This window comes from Microbacterium foliorum (assembly GCF_003367705.1).
Taxonomy (GTDB): domain Bacteria; phylum Actinomycetota; class Actinomycetes; order Actinomycetales; family Microbacteriaceae; genus Microbacterium; species Microbacterium foliorum.
In genome coordinates this window covers 88,343-104,518 of sequence record NZ_CP031425.1, presented here as the reverse complement: position 1 = coordinate 104,518, position 16,176 = coordinate 88,343, and the positions used below count along the sequence as shown (strand labels likewise).

Here is a 16,176-nt window from a genome sequence, read left to right as displayed (position 1 = left end):
CGCGCCCCCGGTCGTCGCGCGCGTCGGGTAGTCGGGTGCGTCCGAAACAGCCGACACGCCGCCGATAGACTGGGGGCCATGTCCAAGGTCCTCCAGTCACTTCCCGTCGGCGAGCGCGTCGGCATCGCCTTCTCCGGAGGACTCGACACCTCCGTCGCCGTCGCGTGGATGCGCGACAAGGGCGCCGTCCCCTACACGTACACCGGTGATCTCGGCCAGTACGACGAAGACGACATCGCGTCGATCCCCGGCCGCGCGCTGGAGTACGGCGCCGAGGCGTCCCGCCTGGTCGACTGCAAGACCGCGCTGGTCGAAGAGGGCCTCGTCGCCCTGTCGTGCGGCGCATTCCACATCCGCTCCGGCGGCAAGACCTACTTCAACACCACGCCGCTCGGTCGCGCCGTGACCGGCACGATGCTGGTGCGCGCCATGAAGGAGGACGGCGTCGACATCTGGGGCGACGGCTCCACCTACAAAGGCAACGACATCGAGCGGTTCTACCGCTACGGCCTGCTGGCCAACCCCCGCCTGCGCGTCTACAAGCCGTGGCTCGACGCCGACTTCGTGACCGAGCTCGGCGGCCGCAAGGAGATGAGCGAGTGGCTCGTCGCCCACGACTTCCCCTACCGCGACTCGGTGGAGAAGGCGTACTCGACCGACGCCAACATCTGGGGGGCGACGCACGAGGCGAAGACGCTCGAGCACCTGAACGTCTCGCTCGAGACGGTCGACCCGATCATGGGCGTCAAGTTCTGGGATCCGTCGGTCGCGATCGAGACCGAAGACGTGTCGGTCACCTTCGACGCCGGACGCCCCGTCGCCCTCAACGGCGTCGAGTACACCGATCCGGTGGCCCTCGTCATGGAGGCGAACACCATCGGCGGACGCCACGGCCTCGGCATGAGCGACCAGATCGAGAACCGCATCATCGAGGCGAAGTCGCGCGGCATCTACGAGGCACCGGCCATGGCGCTGCTGTTCATCGCCTACGAGCGCCTCGTGAACGGCATCCTGAACGAAGACACCCTGGCCACGTATCACGAGTCGGGTCGTCGCCTGGGTCGCCTGATGTACGAAGGGCGCTGGCTCGAGCCGCAGTCCCTCATGCTGCGCGAGTCGATCCAGCGGTGGGTCGGTCTCACGATCTCGGGAACCGTCACCGTGCGTCTGCGTCGTGGTGACGACTGGACGATCGTCGACACCACCTCGCCGAACCTGTCGTACGGCCCCGAGAAGCTGTCGATGGAGCGCGTCGGCGACGCGGCCTTCGGCCCGGTCGACCGCATCGGCCAGCTGACCATGCGCAACCTCGACATCGCCGACTCGCGGTCCCGCCTCGAGCAGTACGCCGGCCTCGGCCTGATCGGCGGCGCCACCGGCGAACTCGTCGGCCGCGTCACGGCCGGCGAGTCCGGAGAGATCACCGGCGCGGTCGAAGACGTCGACCAGGCGCTCGCGGGCGCGGTGGACACCGCCTCGGAGGGCGCGGCCTTCGACTCCGGAACCGACTGACCGAACGGTTCACGAGAGGGGGCGGGTGCGATCAGCATCCGCCCCCTTCTGCTGCCCTGCCCGTCGCCTCCACCCCCCTGCTTTCCCCCTGCGTTCCGCCGGCTACCGCGCCTGCCGTTCGGGGTCACGACGAGTCCCCGTGCGCAATTCAGCACAGACGCCACAGGTCGGCTCGAAACCCACCCGTGCCATTCTGGAACGATCGTTCTCTGCTGAATCCTGAACGGGCAACCCCCGGCACCTGTGAGTTCGCCACACTATCTTGCACACGTCTGTGCACATTAGCTACCATGGAGCCATGACCACCCGTGCCCCCCGTCGCGATTCCGTCGAGAACCGTGCCGGAATCCTCGATGCGGCTCGAGAGACCCTCGCCGCCGACCCCCGCGCCTCGATCGACGTCATCGCCCGCAGCGCCGGCCTCTCGCGCCGCACCCTGTACGGGCACTTCGACGACCGCGAGGCGCTGATCCGCGAGCTCATCTCGGTGGGCACGCAGCGGTTCAACGCGATCGCCGAGTCCGTGACCGACACTGACGCGCGCATCGCGCTCGCCCGGCTCGCCGCCAGACTCTGGCAAGAGGCGTCCCACGTGCAGGTCGCTGCGGCCCTCGCCCTCGACGAGGCGCATGTGCAGCACACCGCCGACGCCCTCGCGCCGCTTCGCCGCACCGTCGCGGCCCTCGCCCGACGGGGCCAGGAGGACGGCAGCTTCCGCACCGACATCGCCGCGCCGACGCTCGCACGCCTCATCGAAGAGGTCGCCCGCACCGTCGTATCCCGCACCGATGCCGCGAGCATCGGCGCCGAGAACCTCGCCGTGCGCACGCTCCTCAGCATCGCGGGGCTGTCCTGGCGCGAGGCCGACGACCTGCTGACCGTGCATCCCGAGATCATCGGATCCGAGCGGGTCGACGCATGAAGATCACACTCCACGAGGTGAGCAAGGGGCGCGGCGGCCAGGCCCTGCCCCCCACCAGCCTCGAATTCCACACCGGTGCGGTGCGCTTCGCGATCGCCGAGACCGAGCAGCGACCGAGTGTCCTCGGCCTGATCGCGAGCGGGCGGATGCGCCCGGACACCGGTCGCGTCACCATCGACGGCAGCGCCGACAACCGACGGCTGCGCCGAACGATCGCGCTCGTCGACGCCCCCGACGTCAGCGACCCGCACGCCGACATCACCCTCGCGGGCGTCGTCGGCGAAGAGCTCATGTTCGCCGGTGTCGGAGCGACACCCCTGCACTCGCGCCGCTGGCTCACGCAGCTCGGCTTCGGAGAGCTGGCGGGCGTACCGATCGGCAACGTCGACCCGGCCGCCCGCGTGCGCATCCTGTGCGAACTCGCGGTGCTGCGCAAGGGCACCGAGGGCGTGGTGCTCGTCTCACCAGACCGCCACGGCGGCAGCCCCGACGGGTGGTGGCGCATCGCGTCGGAGTTCGCCGACCGCGGCTACGCCATGCTCGTCATCGTCGGCGGATCCGCCGCGGTCGCGCTCGAACGCATGCATGAGCTCGAGGCCATCAACGCCTCGGGTCCGATCCAGCCGCTCATCCTCGAGGCACCCACCGACGACGAATCGACGGCGGACGAAGACACCGCCACCGCCACCGCCACCGCCACCGCCACCGCCACCGACACCGACACCGACACCGACACCGACACGATCGCGGACGAAGACACCGACGCGGCGGCGGCGGTGGACGAAGACGCCACGGCCCTGGACGCGGACACAGATCCGGACGCGGACACAGCCACGGATCCCGCCGTCGACACAGACACAGACACGGACCCGGCTGCAGACACAGCCGCGGACACAGACCAGAACGGAGCAGGGCGATGAAGGTCCCCTCCATGATCGCCGCCGAGCTGCGGCGACTCACCGCGAGCAAGATGGGCATCATCGCGCTGATCGCGCTCGTGTGCGTGCCGATCCTCTACGGCGGGCTCTACCTCTGGGCCAACCAGGACCCGTACGCCAAGTTCCCCGACGTCCCCGTCGCCCTCGTCGTCGACGACGAGGGCGCCGCGACCCCCACCACAGGCACGGATGCTCCGACCGGCGAGACCGTCAACTACGGCGAGGATGTCGCCGACAACCTCATCGAGGGCAACGCCTTCGACTGGCAGCGGATGTCGGATGACGAGGCCGCGAACGCCCTGCGCGAGGGCACGGTCGACTTCGCGGTGACGATCCCCGCGGACTTCTCCGCCGCACTGACCTCGGCATCCGGCGACGACCCGCATCAGGCGCGCATCGAGCTCGAGACGAACGACGCCAACAACTACCTCGCCTCGTCGATGGGCACCCAGGCGGTCGAGAAGATCCGCAGCTCGGTCGCCGAGATGGTCGGGAGCGAGGCCGCGGAGCGGCTGCTCACCGGATTGAGCGAGGTGCGCGACAAGCTGGTCACCGCTGTCGACGGCGCGAGCCAGTTGACGGACGGCGCGAACACCGCAGCATCCGGCAGCGCCACGCTCGCCGACGGCACGGCGCAGCTCGCAGACGGCACGGCGCAGCTCGCGAACGGCGCGCAGACACTCGCCGGCGGCGCGCAGACGCTCGCGAACGGCGCGCAGACACTCGCCGGCGGCGCGCAGCAGGTCAGCGACGGCAACCGGCAGCTCGCCGACGTCGCCGATCGGGCCGGCGACGTGGTCCAGCAGGCCGCGAACGCACTGCCCCAGGTGCGCACCGACATCGCTACCGCGCTGACCGAGCAGGGGCTCACCCCCGAGGAGGTCGACCAGTTGCTCGCGAAGCTCGACCCGCTCGGCACCCGATTGCAGGAGGGCAACGCCCAGGTGCAGGGCGCCGTCGACAAGGTCGATCAGCTCGCTGCCGGCGCGGCATCCGTCGCCTCGGGTGCCTCCGAGCTCGCGTCGGGCGCCGGTACCCTCGCCTCGGGTGCAGGCACGCTCGCCTCCGGCGCAGGCACCGTCGCGACCGGCGCGGCGTCCGCGAACGACGGCGCCGCACAGCTGCGCGACGGACTCGCCACGCTCGCCTCCGGCACGGCAGAGCTGCGCGACGGACTCTCCGACGGCGTCGCGCAGATCCCCGTCTCCACACCCGAGCTGCGCACCCAGCAGGCCGACACCATCGCCGACCCGGTGAAGGTGTCCAGCGACAAGGTCGCCTCCGCCGAAGACTACGGCGCAGGCCTCGCGCCGTTCTTCGCCGCGCTCTCGGCATGGATCGGCATCTACGCGCTGTTCCTCATCGTCAAGCCGATCTCCCGTCGCGCCGTCACCGCCCTGCACTCGCCGCTGCGCGTCACCCTGGCAGGCTGGCTGACGCCGGCGATGCTCGGCGCCCTGCAGATGGTGGGGCTCATGGGCATCCTGGCGATCACCCTCGGATTCACGTTCAACAACCCGATAGGCACGCTCGGGGTGATGGTCTTCGCCTCCGCGACCTTCGCCGCCATCATCCTGATGCTGAACGTGTGGCTCGGCTCGGTGGGGCAGTTCCTGGGTCTGGTGCTCATGGTGCTGCAGCTCGTCACCGCGGGCGGCACCTTCCCGTGGCAGACGCTGCCCGCCCCCCTGGCAGCCCTGCACCACGTGCTTCCGCTCGGCTACGTGGTCGATGCGATGCGGCAGCTGATGTACGGCGGCAATCTGGGTCGGGCCGGATGGGATCTCGTGGTCCTCGGCATCTGGCTCGTCGGCGCGCTCCTGCTCGCGGCGATCGGCGTGACGCGGATGACGCATCGGAGAACGCTGCGCGATCTGCAGCCGAGCCTGATCGGCTGACCCCCGCTCGATGCGACCGAGAGCCCCGCGACGTCGGCGGGTGTGAGTAGGATTCCCAGAGTGCGTCCGATGAGACGCACTCTGGGGCTCGTGGGTACCGAGTACCACCCACGCCGTTCGAAAGAGTTCTCGATGATGACGACCCATTCGCCCGATCCCGCCCCGGTCGCGCGCACCTCTCTGCGCGGCCGCATCGGCCGCATCGCCTTCCTCGTCGTGGCCGGGCTCGTCGTGATCGCCGTCGCGGCGGCGTTCGTCGTCACCTGGACCATCCAGAGATCCTTCCCGCAGACCGAGGGAACCCTCCCGCTCGACGGACTGCAGGCGCAGGTCACGGTGCAGCGCGACGACCGCGGCATCCCGACGATCACCGCCGAGTCGACGGACGACCTCTTCTACGCCCAGGGATTCGTGCACGCCCAGGATCGATTCTTCGAGATGGACTTCCGCCGCCATGTCACGTCGGGCCGCGTCGCCGAGATGTTCGGGGAGTCGCAGGTGGCGACCGACGCCTTTCTGCGCACCCTGGGCTGGCGTGTGGTGGCCGAGGCCGAGGTCGAGACGATGGATGAGGTGACGCTCGGCTACTACGAGGCGTACGCCGACGGCGTGAACGCCTACCTCGCATCCCGGTCGGGATCCGAGTTGTCGCTCGAATATGCCGTTCTGGGAATACAGAACCCCGACTACGCCCCCGAGCCCTGGGAACCCGCGGACTCGGTCGCCTGGCTCAAGGCGATGGCCTGGGATCTCCGCGGCAACGTCGACGACGAGGCGGCACGCTCGCTGCTCGCCTCCGAACTCGCCACCGGCGACGATCCGGCGACGACGCAGGCCACTCTCGAGCAGCTCTATCCGCCGTATCCGTTCGACGAGCATCCCGTGATCGTCCCCCAGATCTCGGCCGTCGAGACGGGCACCGAGCCGGTCGCATTCACCGACGACGCGCACGACGACGAGATGCAGCAGGCCGCCACCACGATCGAATGGCAGGAGGCCTCGGATGTGATCGAGGCGGCGAGCCTGCTCGTCGGGGATGTCGGGGAGGGCATCGGCTCGAACTCGTGGGTCGTCTCGGGCGACCTGACCGAGAGCGGCCTGCCGCTGCTCGCAAACGACCCGCACCTCGGTGCGTCCCTTCCCTCGGTCTGGTATCAGGTGCAGCTGCGGTGCAGCGAGGTCACGGACGCCTGCCCGTTCGATGTCGGCGGCTTCTCGTTCTCGGGCCTCCCCGGCATCGTGATCGGACACAATCAGCAGGTCGCCTGGGGTTTCACAAACCTGACCACCGATGTCACCGACCTGTACGTGGAACGTCTGGAGGGCGATCAGTACTGGCGCGACGGTGCGCTCGTGCCGCTCGACCAGCGCACCGAGACGATCAAGGTCGCCGGAGGCGACGACATCGAGCTCACGATCCGCTCGACCGTGCACGGTCCTCTCATCTCGGGCCTCACCGACGACTTCACCGCGATCGCCGCCGACCCCGAACCCGGACTCGCGGCGGGCGGGTCGACCGCCACCGCCCCCACAGGCGAGAACGCCGACGACGCCGAGTACGCCGTGAGTCTGCGGTGGACGGCTCTGGACCCCGGAACCGCGGCGACCGCGATCTTCGCCCTCTCGACCGCGCAGAACTTCGACGACTTCCGCGTCGCCGCCTCGCTCTTCGACGTGCCGGCGCAGAACCTCGTCTACGCCGACGTCGAGGGCAACATCGGCTACCAGGCGCCGGGGCGCCTGCCGATCCGCGGCGCGGGAGACGGTTGGATGCCGCAACCCGGCTGGGACAGCCGCTACGACTGGACCGGGTTCATCCCGTTCGAGGAGCTCCCCGTGTCGTACAACCCGCCATCCGGGTACATCGTCACGGCCAACAACGCGATCGTCGCCGACGAGTACCCGTACTTCCTCTCCCGGGACTGGGACTACGGCTACCGCGCCGATCGCATCGAGCACCTGATCGAGCGCCGTGCCGCCGCCGGCCCCCTGACCGCGCAGGACATGCGCGAGATCCAGATGGACAGCGAGATGTGGATCGGCAAGCGGCTGGCGTCGGCGATGGACGATGTCCCGGTGACGGGCGCGGGCACCCGCGATGCGGTCGATCTGCTGCGGACCTGGGACGCCCAGAACTCCGCATCCTCTCCGGCCGCCGCCTACGCGAACGTGCTCTGGTCGAACCTCGTGCGCAACATCTTCGCCGAGCGCGCGGACCCGCTGCCGATCGAGGGTCAGGGCCGCCTGTTCACCGTGGTCGGAGATCTCCTCGACTCCCCCGCGGACCCGCTCTGGAGCAACCCCACGCTGGGTGTCACGAGCATGAACGAGATGCTCGCGCTGTCAGCCGAAGAGGCATACGACGAGCTCGTCGGCCTGCAGGGCGATGCCGTCAATGCGTGGCGGTGGGGCGACCTGCACGCGATCACCCTGACCAGCGACACCCTCGGCTCATCGGGCATCGCCCCGATCGAGATGCTCTTCAATCGCGGACCCTACGCCGTCGGCGGCGGCGCGTCGGTGGTCAACGCCACGGGATGGGACATCGGCACCTCGTACGCGACCACGACCGTCCCGTCGATGCGCATGGTCGTCGACCTCGCGGACCTCGACGCCTCGACGTGGATCCACCTCACCGGCGCCTCCGGGCACGCGTTCGACGAGCACTACATCGACCAGACCGCCGACTGGGCGTCGGGTGTGCAGAAGCCGTGGGCGTTCTCGCCGGCGGCGGTCGATGCCGCCACCCGGCACACCCTCGTTCTCGTCCCGGCGGGCTGACCGCAGCGACTGCGATCGCTGTCGAGTCGGTCGGCGGATGCTCTGCCCTCGATGCCCGGGGGTCCTGTCTGGTGACCCCACGGTTGCCCGGTGACGGGTGACCGCCGACCATGACTTCTGAGGCTGTGTGGACAATTCGCCGGTATGCGGCCATGTACAGAGTGAGCATGAACCGTGAGGAAGGCGAGAACCATGAATGACATCGATCTGGACACACAGCTTCGCGAGGCGGCACCCCGGGTGACAAGTCCTTCGGGGTTGGGGGAGCATCGCACGAGAATCATCGCGGAAGCGCGCTCGCGGGGTCGACGGCGGCTGAAGGCCTGGGGCGCGGGCGCGCTCGCCTCGGTGTTCCTGGTCGGAGGCGGCTCTGTCGCGATGGCGGGTTCGGGGAACGAGACGCCGTGGGGCTGGGTGGCCGACAACGTGTTCAGCGCACCGCGCACCGATGGGTCGGCGTGTTTCCAAGGCATCCTGGTGAAGTGGGAAGGCCTCGCCGGCGACGATCCGCTCGTTGTCGATGCGAAGGAGATCGTCGCAGGGATGGATCTGGACGCCCTCGACACGACCGCAATGGAGGCGAAGCTGCGCGCCGAGTACGCGGAAGCGAAAGACAGTTCCGGGCAGGCGCTGCCCGTCGTCGTGAGCTCGGCGCAGCTGAAGCAGGACGCGGTGGGCCAGATCGTGGCGGAGAAGCTGTTCAGGACTCTCGATCAGCGTGGATACGAGATGTCCCCCGGTCACGAGGTGAGCCTCTCCAGCCAGACGACGGACTGCCGATGAGGTCTCGTCGGCAGGACCCCCGCGTCGGTGTCGAGGATCGTCTGCGCGAGAACGAGGCAGACCTCTTGCGATATCTCCAACGCCGCCTGACCAACGGGGCGGACGCGGCCGAAGCGTTCGGCGAACTGATGCTGACGGCCTGGAGGCTGCGGAGGAAGGTCCCGGCGGAACCGACCGAAGCGCGCATGTGGTTGTTCGGCATCGCGCGGAACGTCGTCCGCGACGCCCGCCGGTCGCTCGCTCGACGCTCGGCGGCGGTGCACCGACTGGTCGAGGGGATGCAGTCACAGGACGCGGTGTGGGATGACTCGTCGGCGGACCTTCGCGACGCCATCAGCAGGCTTCCCGACGACGACGCTGAGTTGATTCGACTGGTGTACTGGGAGGGATTCGTGTCGCACGAGGCTGCTGCCGTCCTCGGTATCAACCCGTCCACCGCGCGTTCTCGACTCTCTCGAGCCCGCGAGACCTTGCGAGAGGGTCTCGAGCCCGCGTCCCGATCGACGCTGACACGCAGGCCCGGTGAGGATGATCAGGCGGGCACGCTCGATCATCGCGTCTGGAAGAAACAGGACTCCCCTGCGCACCTCTGAGCCACGACCATCCCGAATCCGGGGGGATCTCGCGTCAGTGGCCGGGCCCGACCCGTCGGCGCAATCAGGCGGGGCCGGGTGCGGCCCCCGGGTTCACGGATGCCGCGGCGGCGCGGCGCGCGATGATCCAGATGCCGACGGCCGCCGCGAAGAAGATCGCGCCCAGCATCGCCCAGCCGGGGAGTCCGAACGTGATCGCGGTCGCATTCACCACGATGGGGGCGGCCAGCGCGCCGACAGAGAACCCCATGCCGAACACGCCCTGATAGGCGCCGGCTCGCACCTGATCGGCCAGCTCGAAACTGAGTCCCCACGCCCCCGCCTGCGACAGGATCTCGGCGAAGGTGTGGGCGATCATGCCGACGATGAGAATCACGATGGCGGCCCAGGCCGGCATGCCTGCGGCGAACGCGTAGACCAGGCATGCGGCGACCATGAGCCAGCCGGCGATCATCGTCACGCGCCCGGCGACGTGCAGGTCGTGCGTGCCGCGCGACGCCCGCACCTGGAAGAGCACCACGAGAGTCGTGTTGACGATGAGCAGCACGGCCACCATGACCTCGGGGGCGTTCGTGTTCTGCGTGATCCACAGCGGAACGCCGAACTCGGCCACCCCGAACTGCATGCCGAAGATCGCCGAGAGTCCGCTCAGCGCGAGATACCTCGGGTCGCGCCACGGCGAGCGCCGGTTCCAGTCGCTGCGCTCGGCGGATGCGGCGGCCGCGGCCTCCGTATCGATCGACCCGGTCTCGGTGCGGAGCGTCTTGATCCGCACCCGTGCCGGAGCGTCGACCGCGGGCGTGAGCCGCAGCAGGGGCAGCGAACCCAGCGCGCAGATCGCCCCCGCGCAGGCGATCACGGTGCGATACGCCTCGGGAGTGCCCAGCGCCAGCGCGATCGCGCCGAGTCCGGACCCTGCCGCGATCGCGATGTTGGTGACGGTGCGCAGCACGGCCCGCGCGTGCACACGTCGCTCGGAGGCGAATCCCCGCGCGATGATCGCCGACCGCGCCGAGTGGCCGAGGGTGTCGAAGAAGCCGGCAAGGCTGGCGAGCAGAAGGGCGGATGCGAAGTCACCCACGAAGGCGTACCCCGCCAGCAGCGCGCCGCCGGTGAGCTCGAATCCGAACGCGAGGCGTCGCGCGCTCCAGCGATCGGCGAGCCAGCCGCCGAGGAACGACGCCACGACACCGCATCCGCTCGACACGGCCAGCACCACCGCGGCCTGCGCCGGAGACAGACCGATGATCTGGGTGAAGAAGAGCACGGTGACGGCGAAGAAGACGCCGCGCCCGATGCGCGAGACCGCGGTCGCCGCGACCAGGGCGCGCAGCACCGGATCGTCGAATCCCGCCGCCAGTCGCGCGAGAGGACCGCGGGTGCGGCCGGTCGATTCCTCCACCGCCGGGACCTGGTCGGGATCGGGTTGCGGGGAAGACACCACTTCATCCTCGCACGAGGGACGGACACGGCCCATCGGCCGAGCTGCGGTGCCCGCGGTCTCTCCCTCGTGCAGAGGTCTGCGGTTCGCCGCATCCGTCCAGCTCGGTTAGCGTTGACGGGTGGTCTCCAGCTATCTCGCCCCGAAAGGCACGCCCGTCACCCTGCTCGAGTACGAGCACGGCGGTTCCACGCTGGTCGCCGAGACCTTCGGCGAAGGTCCCCGCACCTTTCTGCTGCTGCACGGCATCGGCATGGGTCGCAGCGTCTACCTCGACGTGGTGCAGAGGTTGCACGGGCGGGTCATCGCCCTCGATCTGCCCGGTTTCGGCGAAGCACCGGAGCCCACCCGCACGCTGACCATGGAGCGGCACGCCGACCTCGTCGCCGCCTACCTGCGGCATGCCGAGGAGGGACCGGTCGTGGTGATCGGCCATTCGATGGGCAGTCAGATCGCGGCGGAGCTCGCGGCCCGGCATCCGTCGCTCGTCGCGGGCGTCGTGCTCGCCGGCCCCACCGTGAACAAGGCCGCCCGCAACGTCGCGGCGCAGGCGAGCTACCTGCTGCGCGACCTCATCGGCGAACGCCCTCTGGTGATCTGGCGCGGCGCGAGGGAATACCTCCGCGGAGGCCCCCACCTCATCCGCAAGATCCGCGCGACCATCGTGCATCAGCCCGAGAAGGCGTTCGCGCGGATCGAGCAGCCGGTGCTCGTGCTGCGCGGCGAGGACGATCCCCTCGCGCCGATGAGCTGGTGTCAGGAGATCATCGACGAGATCCCCGGCGCCGACCTCCGGGTGATCCCCGACCACGGTCACGGCACGTTGATCACCGACTCCGAGCCCGCCGCCGAGCTGATCCAGAGCTTCGCCGACGACCTCTGACCCTGGCGACGGCGCGGCCTCCGGGCCGGGCGGCGTGCCCTCGGGCCGGGCGGCGGCGCAGGCCCGGTCCCAGTCCCGGTCCCAGTCCCGGTCCCAGTCCCAGCCCCAGCCCCAGCCCCGGCCTCGGCCTCGGCGGGGCCCCGTCGACGGGGCAGCCCCGGGCTCCGCCCCGCCACGTTCGCAATTCAGCACGAAAAGCGCTGCGACGCGCAAAGGTGGCTGATTCACACCGTTCGTCGATCGTTCATGCTGAATCGCGAACGGGGCCCGTCGGTGAATCGCGCGCCCATCACCTCGATGATCTGCTCCAACGCCTCACGCACGGCGGTGTGATCACCGAGCAGCTCCTTCGCCAGGGGCCTGACAGTGACGTAGCCCAGTCGGGCTGCAGCGATGTCTCGCGCCCGATCCTGCACCTGTTTCTCCCACCCCTCGTGGAACTCCTTGCTGTCGCACTCGATGATCAACCACCCATCCACGACGAAGTCGACGTACCCGACGCCTTCCAGGTAGACCTGGGTCTCGTACGAGACGCCCATCGCCTTCAGGATCAATCGCATGTACGTCTCCGGCCCCGAGGCCGCCGACGCATCGACCAGGGCCAGCAGCGCCCGGAACCTCGCGGGCAGCGACGCGAACAGGTCAGCGAGTTCCTCGTAGGTCATGACGGCGTGGTGGAGGACGCTGTCGAGTGTCGCGAGAGCGTCACGCGGGGTCTGGCAGTACACCGAATGGGCGACGGCCTCGGCGATCGGAGCCGCGTGAAGACAGCGGTCGACGCTCGACCTCACCCGCCAGTGCAGAACGGACTCGGTCTCTTTCGACAGACGCAGGCGCGACGACCCTGGCGTGACGAGCACATGCAACCGGCGGCAGTGGTGGACGAAGACCCCCACTGATACGAGCAGCGTCAGACACGACACGCGGCCCCCGATCCGCACAGCGGAGATGACGTCTTGCGGGGTCGAAGGCAGCGCATACCTGTCGCGCCGGATGCGCACGAGGTCGCCCCTCGCCACCGCGGAGGAGATCCGGCGTCCGCTCAGACCCGAGCGAATCAGCTGCGCTCGGGAGAACACCGTCGGCATGTAGAGGTCGCGAGCTCGCTGCGCCACCGTCCGCTTCTCACCATCATTCCGTTCACTCATGAGGGAAGCGTGCGGATCGGCGGGGGCACGCGTGAGTCGCTTCTCCACGATCGCAGACGAATCGCCGGTCGCGAGGATCTGTGCAGAAGATGAACTCGCTCAGAGGCGCCGATCACGTCTCAGCACCGATGCTCGATATACCGCTGGTCGGGCGCTCGAAGACGTGCTCGGAGAAATTTGATGCTGAATTGCGCACCGGGACCGGGACGGGCGGGACCGGGACGGGACCGGGACGCGGCGGGACCGGGACGCGGCGGCACCGGGACGGGCGGGGCCGGGACGGGCGGGACCGGGCCCGGACGGCACCGGGACGCGGCGGGACCGGGATGCGGCGGGACCGGACCGAAAAGACGGCAGACCCCCGCGGCCGAGGCCGTTCAGCCCGCGGCGGGAGGCGTCTGCTTCGAGTCGGCGAGCTCGTCGACGACCAGGTTGCGCTCGTCGGTCGTCCCGTTGCGATACGCCTGCCGGCCGACGATGTGGGCTGACAGCGGGGCGGTGGCGAACTGCATGAGCACGATCGGGGTCACGAGGGCCAGTCCGACGAGGATGCTGCCGAGGGTGCGCTGCGACAGCGCGATGGCGAGGCAGATGAGCACGAGCCCCAGGACCTGCGGCTTCGTCGCGGCGTGCAGTCGCGACGGCACGTCGCGGAACCGCAGCAGGCCGACCGCGGCGGACAGGCAGAGTATGGCGCCGAACAGGATCAGCACGAGGACGGTGACGTCGATGACGCCGTCGGGGATGGCGAGGCCGAACACGTTCATGGCGTCGTGTTGTCCCTTCTCGCGACGAATCGGGCGACCGAGATCGAGCCGAACACACCCACCGCGGCGATGATCAGCAGCACGGGGATGTTGCGGGTGTGCCCGTTGATCGCCATCTCGGCACCGAGCACGCACATGACCTCGGTGAGGAGCACGTCCGACGCCACCGCACGGTCGAGGATCGAGGGACCGCGCACGATCCGAACGATCGTGAGGATCGCGGCGATGCCGAAGACGACCATGATCGCCAGCAGCAGAACGTTCATCGCACACCGCCCTTCATCGATCCGCCCGAGCGCGCCGCCCGTTCGTCGGCCTTGAGAGCACGGTACTGGTCGGGGGCACCGAGAGCGCGGACGACCCGACGCTCCCAGCGCAGCACGCCCTCGCGCTGCTTCTCGACGTCGGCCATGCTGCGCACTCCGATCACGTGCAGGTAGAGCACCTGGCGGTCGCGGTCGGCCTCGACGACCAGCGAGCCGGGAACGAGCGAGGACACGACCGACACGTGCGTCATCATCAGGTCGTCGGCGTAGCGCAGAGGCACGGCGACGATGGCCGCCCCCGGCTGGCGACGGAAGTCGAACACCTGCGCGGTCACGGCGAGCGCTCCGCGCAGCATCGCGAACAGGAACTGCACGAGCAGCAGCAGGGCGTACCAGACGTTGATGCGGCCGGACAGCTCCACCGTCGGCAACCGGAACACCCGCGTCACGAACACCGCGACCACGAGACCCGAGAGGAACGAGAGCACCGTGAACTGGCTCCACAGCAGCATCCACAGCACGACGAGCCATGCGAGGAACGGCAGCTGCACGCGCGTGTCCCGCCAGAAGTGACGGCCGGTCTCGGAGGGACTCATCCGTCGACCTCGCCTTCGAGCTGCACCAGGCTCACGGGCTCGAGGAGCGTCGCACCGATCCGGTCGCACAGGGCGTAGAGGGGTCCGGCGAACACGGTGAGAGCCAGCGTGACCCCGACCATCCCGGCCGTCGCGATCGTCATGATCCGCGGGATGCGGCGGCGCTCCTGCTGCTCGTCGGCGGCGGGGGCGTTGCCGAGGTACGAGATGCGCCCCTCGGTCTCGGTGGAGTCCTCCTCCTCGCGCCAGAACGCGAGGTTCCAGGCGCGCATCAGCGCGTACAGGGTGAGCAGCGACGTGACGATGCCGCCGCCGATCAGCACGATCATCAGAGGCGTTCCGACCGACGCCGCCGCCTCGAAGAGAGCGAACTTGCCGATGAAACCGGAGAACGGGGGCAGCCCGCCGAGGTTGATCGCGGGGATGAAGTAGAGGACGGCGATCACCGGGGCGACCTTCAGCAGCCCCTTCACCCGAAGGATCGACGTGCTGCCGGCGCGGCGCTCGATGAGTCCGACGGCGAGGAACAGGGTCGTCTGCACGACGATGTGGTGGACGATGTAGTAGACCGTCGCGCCGATGGCGGCCGGGGTCGCGATCGCCAGACCGAAGATCATGTACCCGACGTGGCTGACCAGGGTGAACGACAGGATCCTCTTCAGCTCGGCCTGCGCGACGGCGCCGAGCACACCGACGATCATGGTCGCGAGAGCGATGATCAGCAGCACGGTGTCGATGCTGTTCTCGGCGAAGAGCTGCGTCTCGGTGCGGATCAGCGCATACACGCCGACCTTCGTGAGCAGTCCGGCGAAGACGGCGGTGACGGGTGCGGGTGCCGTGGGATACGAGTCGGGCAGCCAGAACGAGACCGGGAAGATCGCGGCTTTGATGCCGAAGGCCACGACCAGCATGAGATGCAGCACGAGCTGCGTCTCTTGCGGGAGCTCGTGCATCCGCTCGGCGATCTGCGCCATGTTCACGGTGCCGAGCGCCCCGTAGATCATCGCGATCGAGGCGAGGAACAGGATCGACGACACCAGCGAGACCACGATGTAGACGGCGCCGGTGCGGATGCGGGACTCGGTGCTCCCGAGCGTGATGAGCACGTACGACGCGACGAGCAGGATCTCGAATCCGACGTAGAGGTTGAAGAGGTCGCCCGCGATGAACGCGTTGAAGATGCCGGCGGCGAGGATCAGGTACGACGGGTTGAAGATCGAGATCGGCGTCTCGTCGGTGCCGTCGGCGGCACCCTGACCGATGGAGAAGAGGAGCACCGCGAGCAGCACGATGCTCGAGATGAGCACCAGGAGGGCGGCCAGACGGTCGACGTAGAGCACGATGCCGAAGGGCACCGGCCAGCCTCCCACCGAGACGGCGATCGGGCTTCCGCCGTCGACGGCGACCAGCAGCACCGCCGCGATGACCGACACCGCGGCGAGTGTCGCGACCGTGACGAAGACCTGCAGTCGGGGCCTGCGTCCGAAGATCAGGGTGACGGCGGCGCCGAGCAGCGGCAGCCCCACCAGCAGGGGGACGAGTGCGCTCATGGGCGGTCCTCCCTGTCGGTGTCGTCGGTGTGCTCGGTGTCGTCGGTGTCGTCGGTGTGCTCGGGGGCCGAGTCGTCGGATGCCGTGTCGGCCGCCGT

At 69.2% G+C, this 16,176-nt stretch carries 14 protein-coding genes; 8 read left to right on the top strand and 6 right to left on the bottom strand.

The genetic code is table 11. From position 1 onward, the window contains the following. The first annotated feature begins 78 nt into the window (after positions 1 to 78). From argG to DXT68_RS00515, 7 genes are all read left to right on the top strand, one after another. Positions 79 to 1,512 (top strand): argininosuccinate synthase, encoded by a 1,434-nt coding sequence (argG, locus tag DXT68_RS00550; protein WP_045252663.1) that lies wholly within the window; start codon positions 79 to 81, stop codon positions 1,510 to 1,512. 298 nt (positions 1,513 to 1,810) lie between these two features. Next, the gene (locus DXT68_RS00545; protein ID WP_045252664.1) at positions 1,811 to 2,434 is read left to right on the top strand and encodes a TetR/AcrR family transcriptional regulator; all 624 of its coding nucleotides are present in this window, start codon (positions 1,811 to 1,813) and stop codon (positions 2,432 to 2,434) included. Continuing rightward, the gene (locus tag DXT68_RS17120; protein ID WP_208856499.1) at positions 2,431 to 3,354 is read left to right on the top strand and encodes a hypothetical protein; all 924 of its coding nucleotides are present in this window, start codon (positions 2,431 to 2,433) and stop codon (positions 3,352 to 3,354) included. Before DXT68_RS00545 ends, DXT68_RS17120 begins: the two co-directional genes overlap by 4 nt. Further along, positions 3,351 to 5,270, top strand: coding sequence for a YhgE/Pip domain-containing protein (locus tag DXT68_RS00530; RefSeq protein ID WP_045252665.1), 1,920 nt, complete (start codon positions 3,351 to 3,353; stop codon positions 5,268 to 5,270). The genes DXT68_RS17120 and DXT68_RS00530 overlap by 4 nt, the downstream gene beginning before the upstream one ends. Positions 5,271 to 5,339: 69 nt before the next feature. Then, positions 5,340 to 8,051, top strand: coding sequence for a penicillin acylase family protein (locus tag DXT68_RS00525; RefSeq protein ID WP_373372451.1), 2,712 nt, complete (start codon positions 5,340 to 5,342; stop codon positions 8,049 to 8,051). 192 nt (positions 8,052 to 8,243) lie between these two features. Further along, positions 8,244 to 8,834 (top strand): hypothetical protein, encoded by a 591-nt coding sequence (locus DXT68_RS00520; RefSeq protein WP_115760432.1) that lies wholly within the window; start codon positions 8,244 to 8,246, stop codon positions 8,832 to 8,834. Next, entirely contained in the window at positions 8,831 to 9,427 is a 597-nt protein-coding gene (locus tag DXT68_RS00515) for an RNA polymerase sigma factor (RefSeq protein ID WP_052677572.1), read from the top strand. Before DXT68_RS00520 ends, DXT68_RS00515 begins: the two co-directional genes overlap by 4 nt. Before the next feature lie 64 nt (positions 9,428 to 9,491). Here the strand turns inward: DXT68_RS00515 and DXT68_RS00510 are convergent, their stop codons facing one another. Then, positions 9,492 to 10,868, bottom strand: coding sequence for an MFS transporter (locus DXT68_RS00510; RefSeq protein ID WP_162829097.1), 1,377 nt, complete (start codon positions 10,866 to 10,868; stop codon positions 9,492 to 9,494). A 121-nt stretch (positions 10,869 to 10,989) separates the two neighbouring features. Between DXT68_RS00510 and DXT68_RS00505 the strand changes: the two genes are divergently transcribed. Continuing rightward, positions 10,990 to 11,751, top strand: coding sequence for an alpha/beta fold hydrolase (locus DXT68_RS00505; protein WP_045252667.1), 762 nt, complete (start codon positions 10,990 to 10,992; stop codon positions 11,749 to 11,751). A gap of 224 nt (positions 11,752 to 11,975) precedes the next feature. Here DXT68_RS00505 and DXT68_RS00495 read toward each other — a convergent pair whose 3' ends face one another. The 5 genes from DXT68_RS00495 to DXT68_RS00475 all read right to left on the bottom strand — a co-directional run bounded on the left by DXT68_RS00495 (position 11,976) and on the right by DXT68_RS00475 (position 16,078). Beyond that, complete coding sequence (locus tag DXT68_RS00495; protein WP_156149228.1) at positions 11,976 to 12,899, bottom strand: type IV toxin-antitoxin system AbiEi family antitoxin domain-containing protein; 924 nt, start codon at positions 12,897 to 12,899, stop codon at positions 11,976 to 11,978. Between the two features lie 377 nt (positions 12,900 to 13,276). Further along, positions 13,277 to 13,666: a monovalent cation/H(+) antiporter subunit G gene (mnhG, locus tag DXT68_RS00490; protein ID WP_045252603.1), complete on the bottom strand. Its 390-nt coding sequence runs from the start codon at positions 13,664 to 13,666 to the stop codon at positions 13,277 to 13,279. Continuing rightward, complete coding sequence (locus DXT68_RS00485) at positions 13,663 to 13,932, bottom strand: MrpF/PhaF family protein (RefSeq protein WP_045252602.1); 270 nt, start codon at positions 13,930 to 13,932, stop codon at positions 13,663 to 13,665. Before DXT68_RS00485 ends, mnhG begins: the two co-directional genes overlap by 4 nt. After that, the gene (locus DXT68_RS00480; RefSeq protein ID WP_045252601.1) at positions 13,929 to 14,528 is read right to left on the bottom strand and encodes a Na+/H+ antiporter subunit E; all 600 of its coding nucleotides are present in this window, start codon (positions 14,526 to 14,528) and stop codon (positions 13,929 to 13,931) included. Before DXT68_RS00480 ends, DXT68_RS00485 begins: the two co-directional genes overlap by 4 nt. Next, on the bottom strand, positions 14,525 to 16,078 hold the full coding sequence (locus tag DXT68_RS00475) for a Na+/H+ antiporter subunit D (protein WP_045252600.1): 1,554 nt from the start codon (positions 16,076 to 16,078) through the stop codon (positions 14,525 to 14,527). Before DXT68_RS00475 ends, DXT68_RS00480 begins: the two co-directional genes overlap by 4 nt. Positions 16,079 to 16,176 lie beyond the last annotated feature (98 nt).

Coding starts and splice junctions, on each gene's coding strand:
- DXT68_RS00480 (WP_045252601.1), bottom strand. CDS start 14,528: ATGAGTCCCTCCGAGACCGGCCGTCACTTCTGGCGGGACACGCGCGTG.
- argG (WP_045252663.1), top strand. CDS start 79: ATGTCCAAGGTCCTCCAGTCACTTCCCGTCGGCGAGCGCGTCGGCATC.
- DXT68_RS00520 (WP_115760432.1), top strand. CDS start 8,244: ATGAATGACATCGATCTGGACACACAGCTTCGCGAGGCGGCACCCCGG.
- DXT68_RS00545 (WP_045252664.1), top strand. CDS start 1,811: ATGACCACCCGTGCCCCCCGTCGCGATTCCGTCGAGAACCGTGCCGGA.
- mnhG (WP_045252603.1), bottom strand. CDS start 13,666: ATGAACGTGTTCGGCCTCGCCATCCCCGACGGCGTCATCGACGTCACC.
- DXT68_RS17120 (WP_208856499.1), top strand. CDS start 2,431: ATGAAGATCACACTCCACGAGGTGAGCAAGGGGCGCGGCGGCCAGGCC.
- DXT68_RS00485 (WP_045252602.1), bottom strand. CDS start 13,932: ATGAACGTTCTGCTGCTGGCGATCATGGTCGTCTTCGGCATCGCCGCG.
- DXT68_RS00515 (WP_052677572.1), top strand. CDS start 8,831: ATGAGGTCTCGTCGGCAGGACCCCCGCGTCGGTGTCGAGGATCGTCTG.
- DXT68_RS00530 (WP_045252665.1), top strand. CDS start 3,351: ATGAAGGTCCCCTCCATGATCGCCGCCGAGCTGCGGCGACTCACCGCG.
- DXT68_RS00525 (WP_373372451.1), top strand. CDS start 5,340: ATGAGACGCACTCTGGGGCTCGTGGGTACCGAGTACCACCCACGCCGT.
- DXT68_RS00495 (WP_156149228.1), bottom strand. CDS start 12,899: ATGAGTGAACGGAATGATGGTGAGAAGCGGACGGTGGCGCAGCGAGCT.
- DXT68_RS00475 (WP_045252600.1), bottom strand. CDS start 16,078: ATGAGCGCACTCGTCCCCCTGCTGGTGGGGCTGCCGCTGCTCGGCGCC.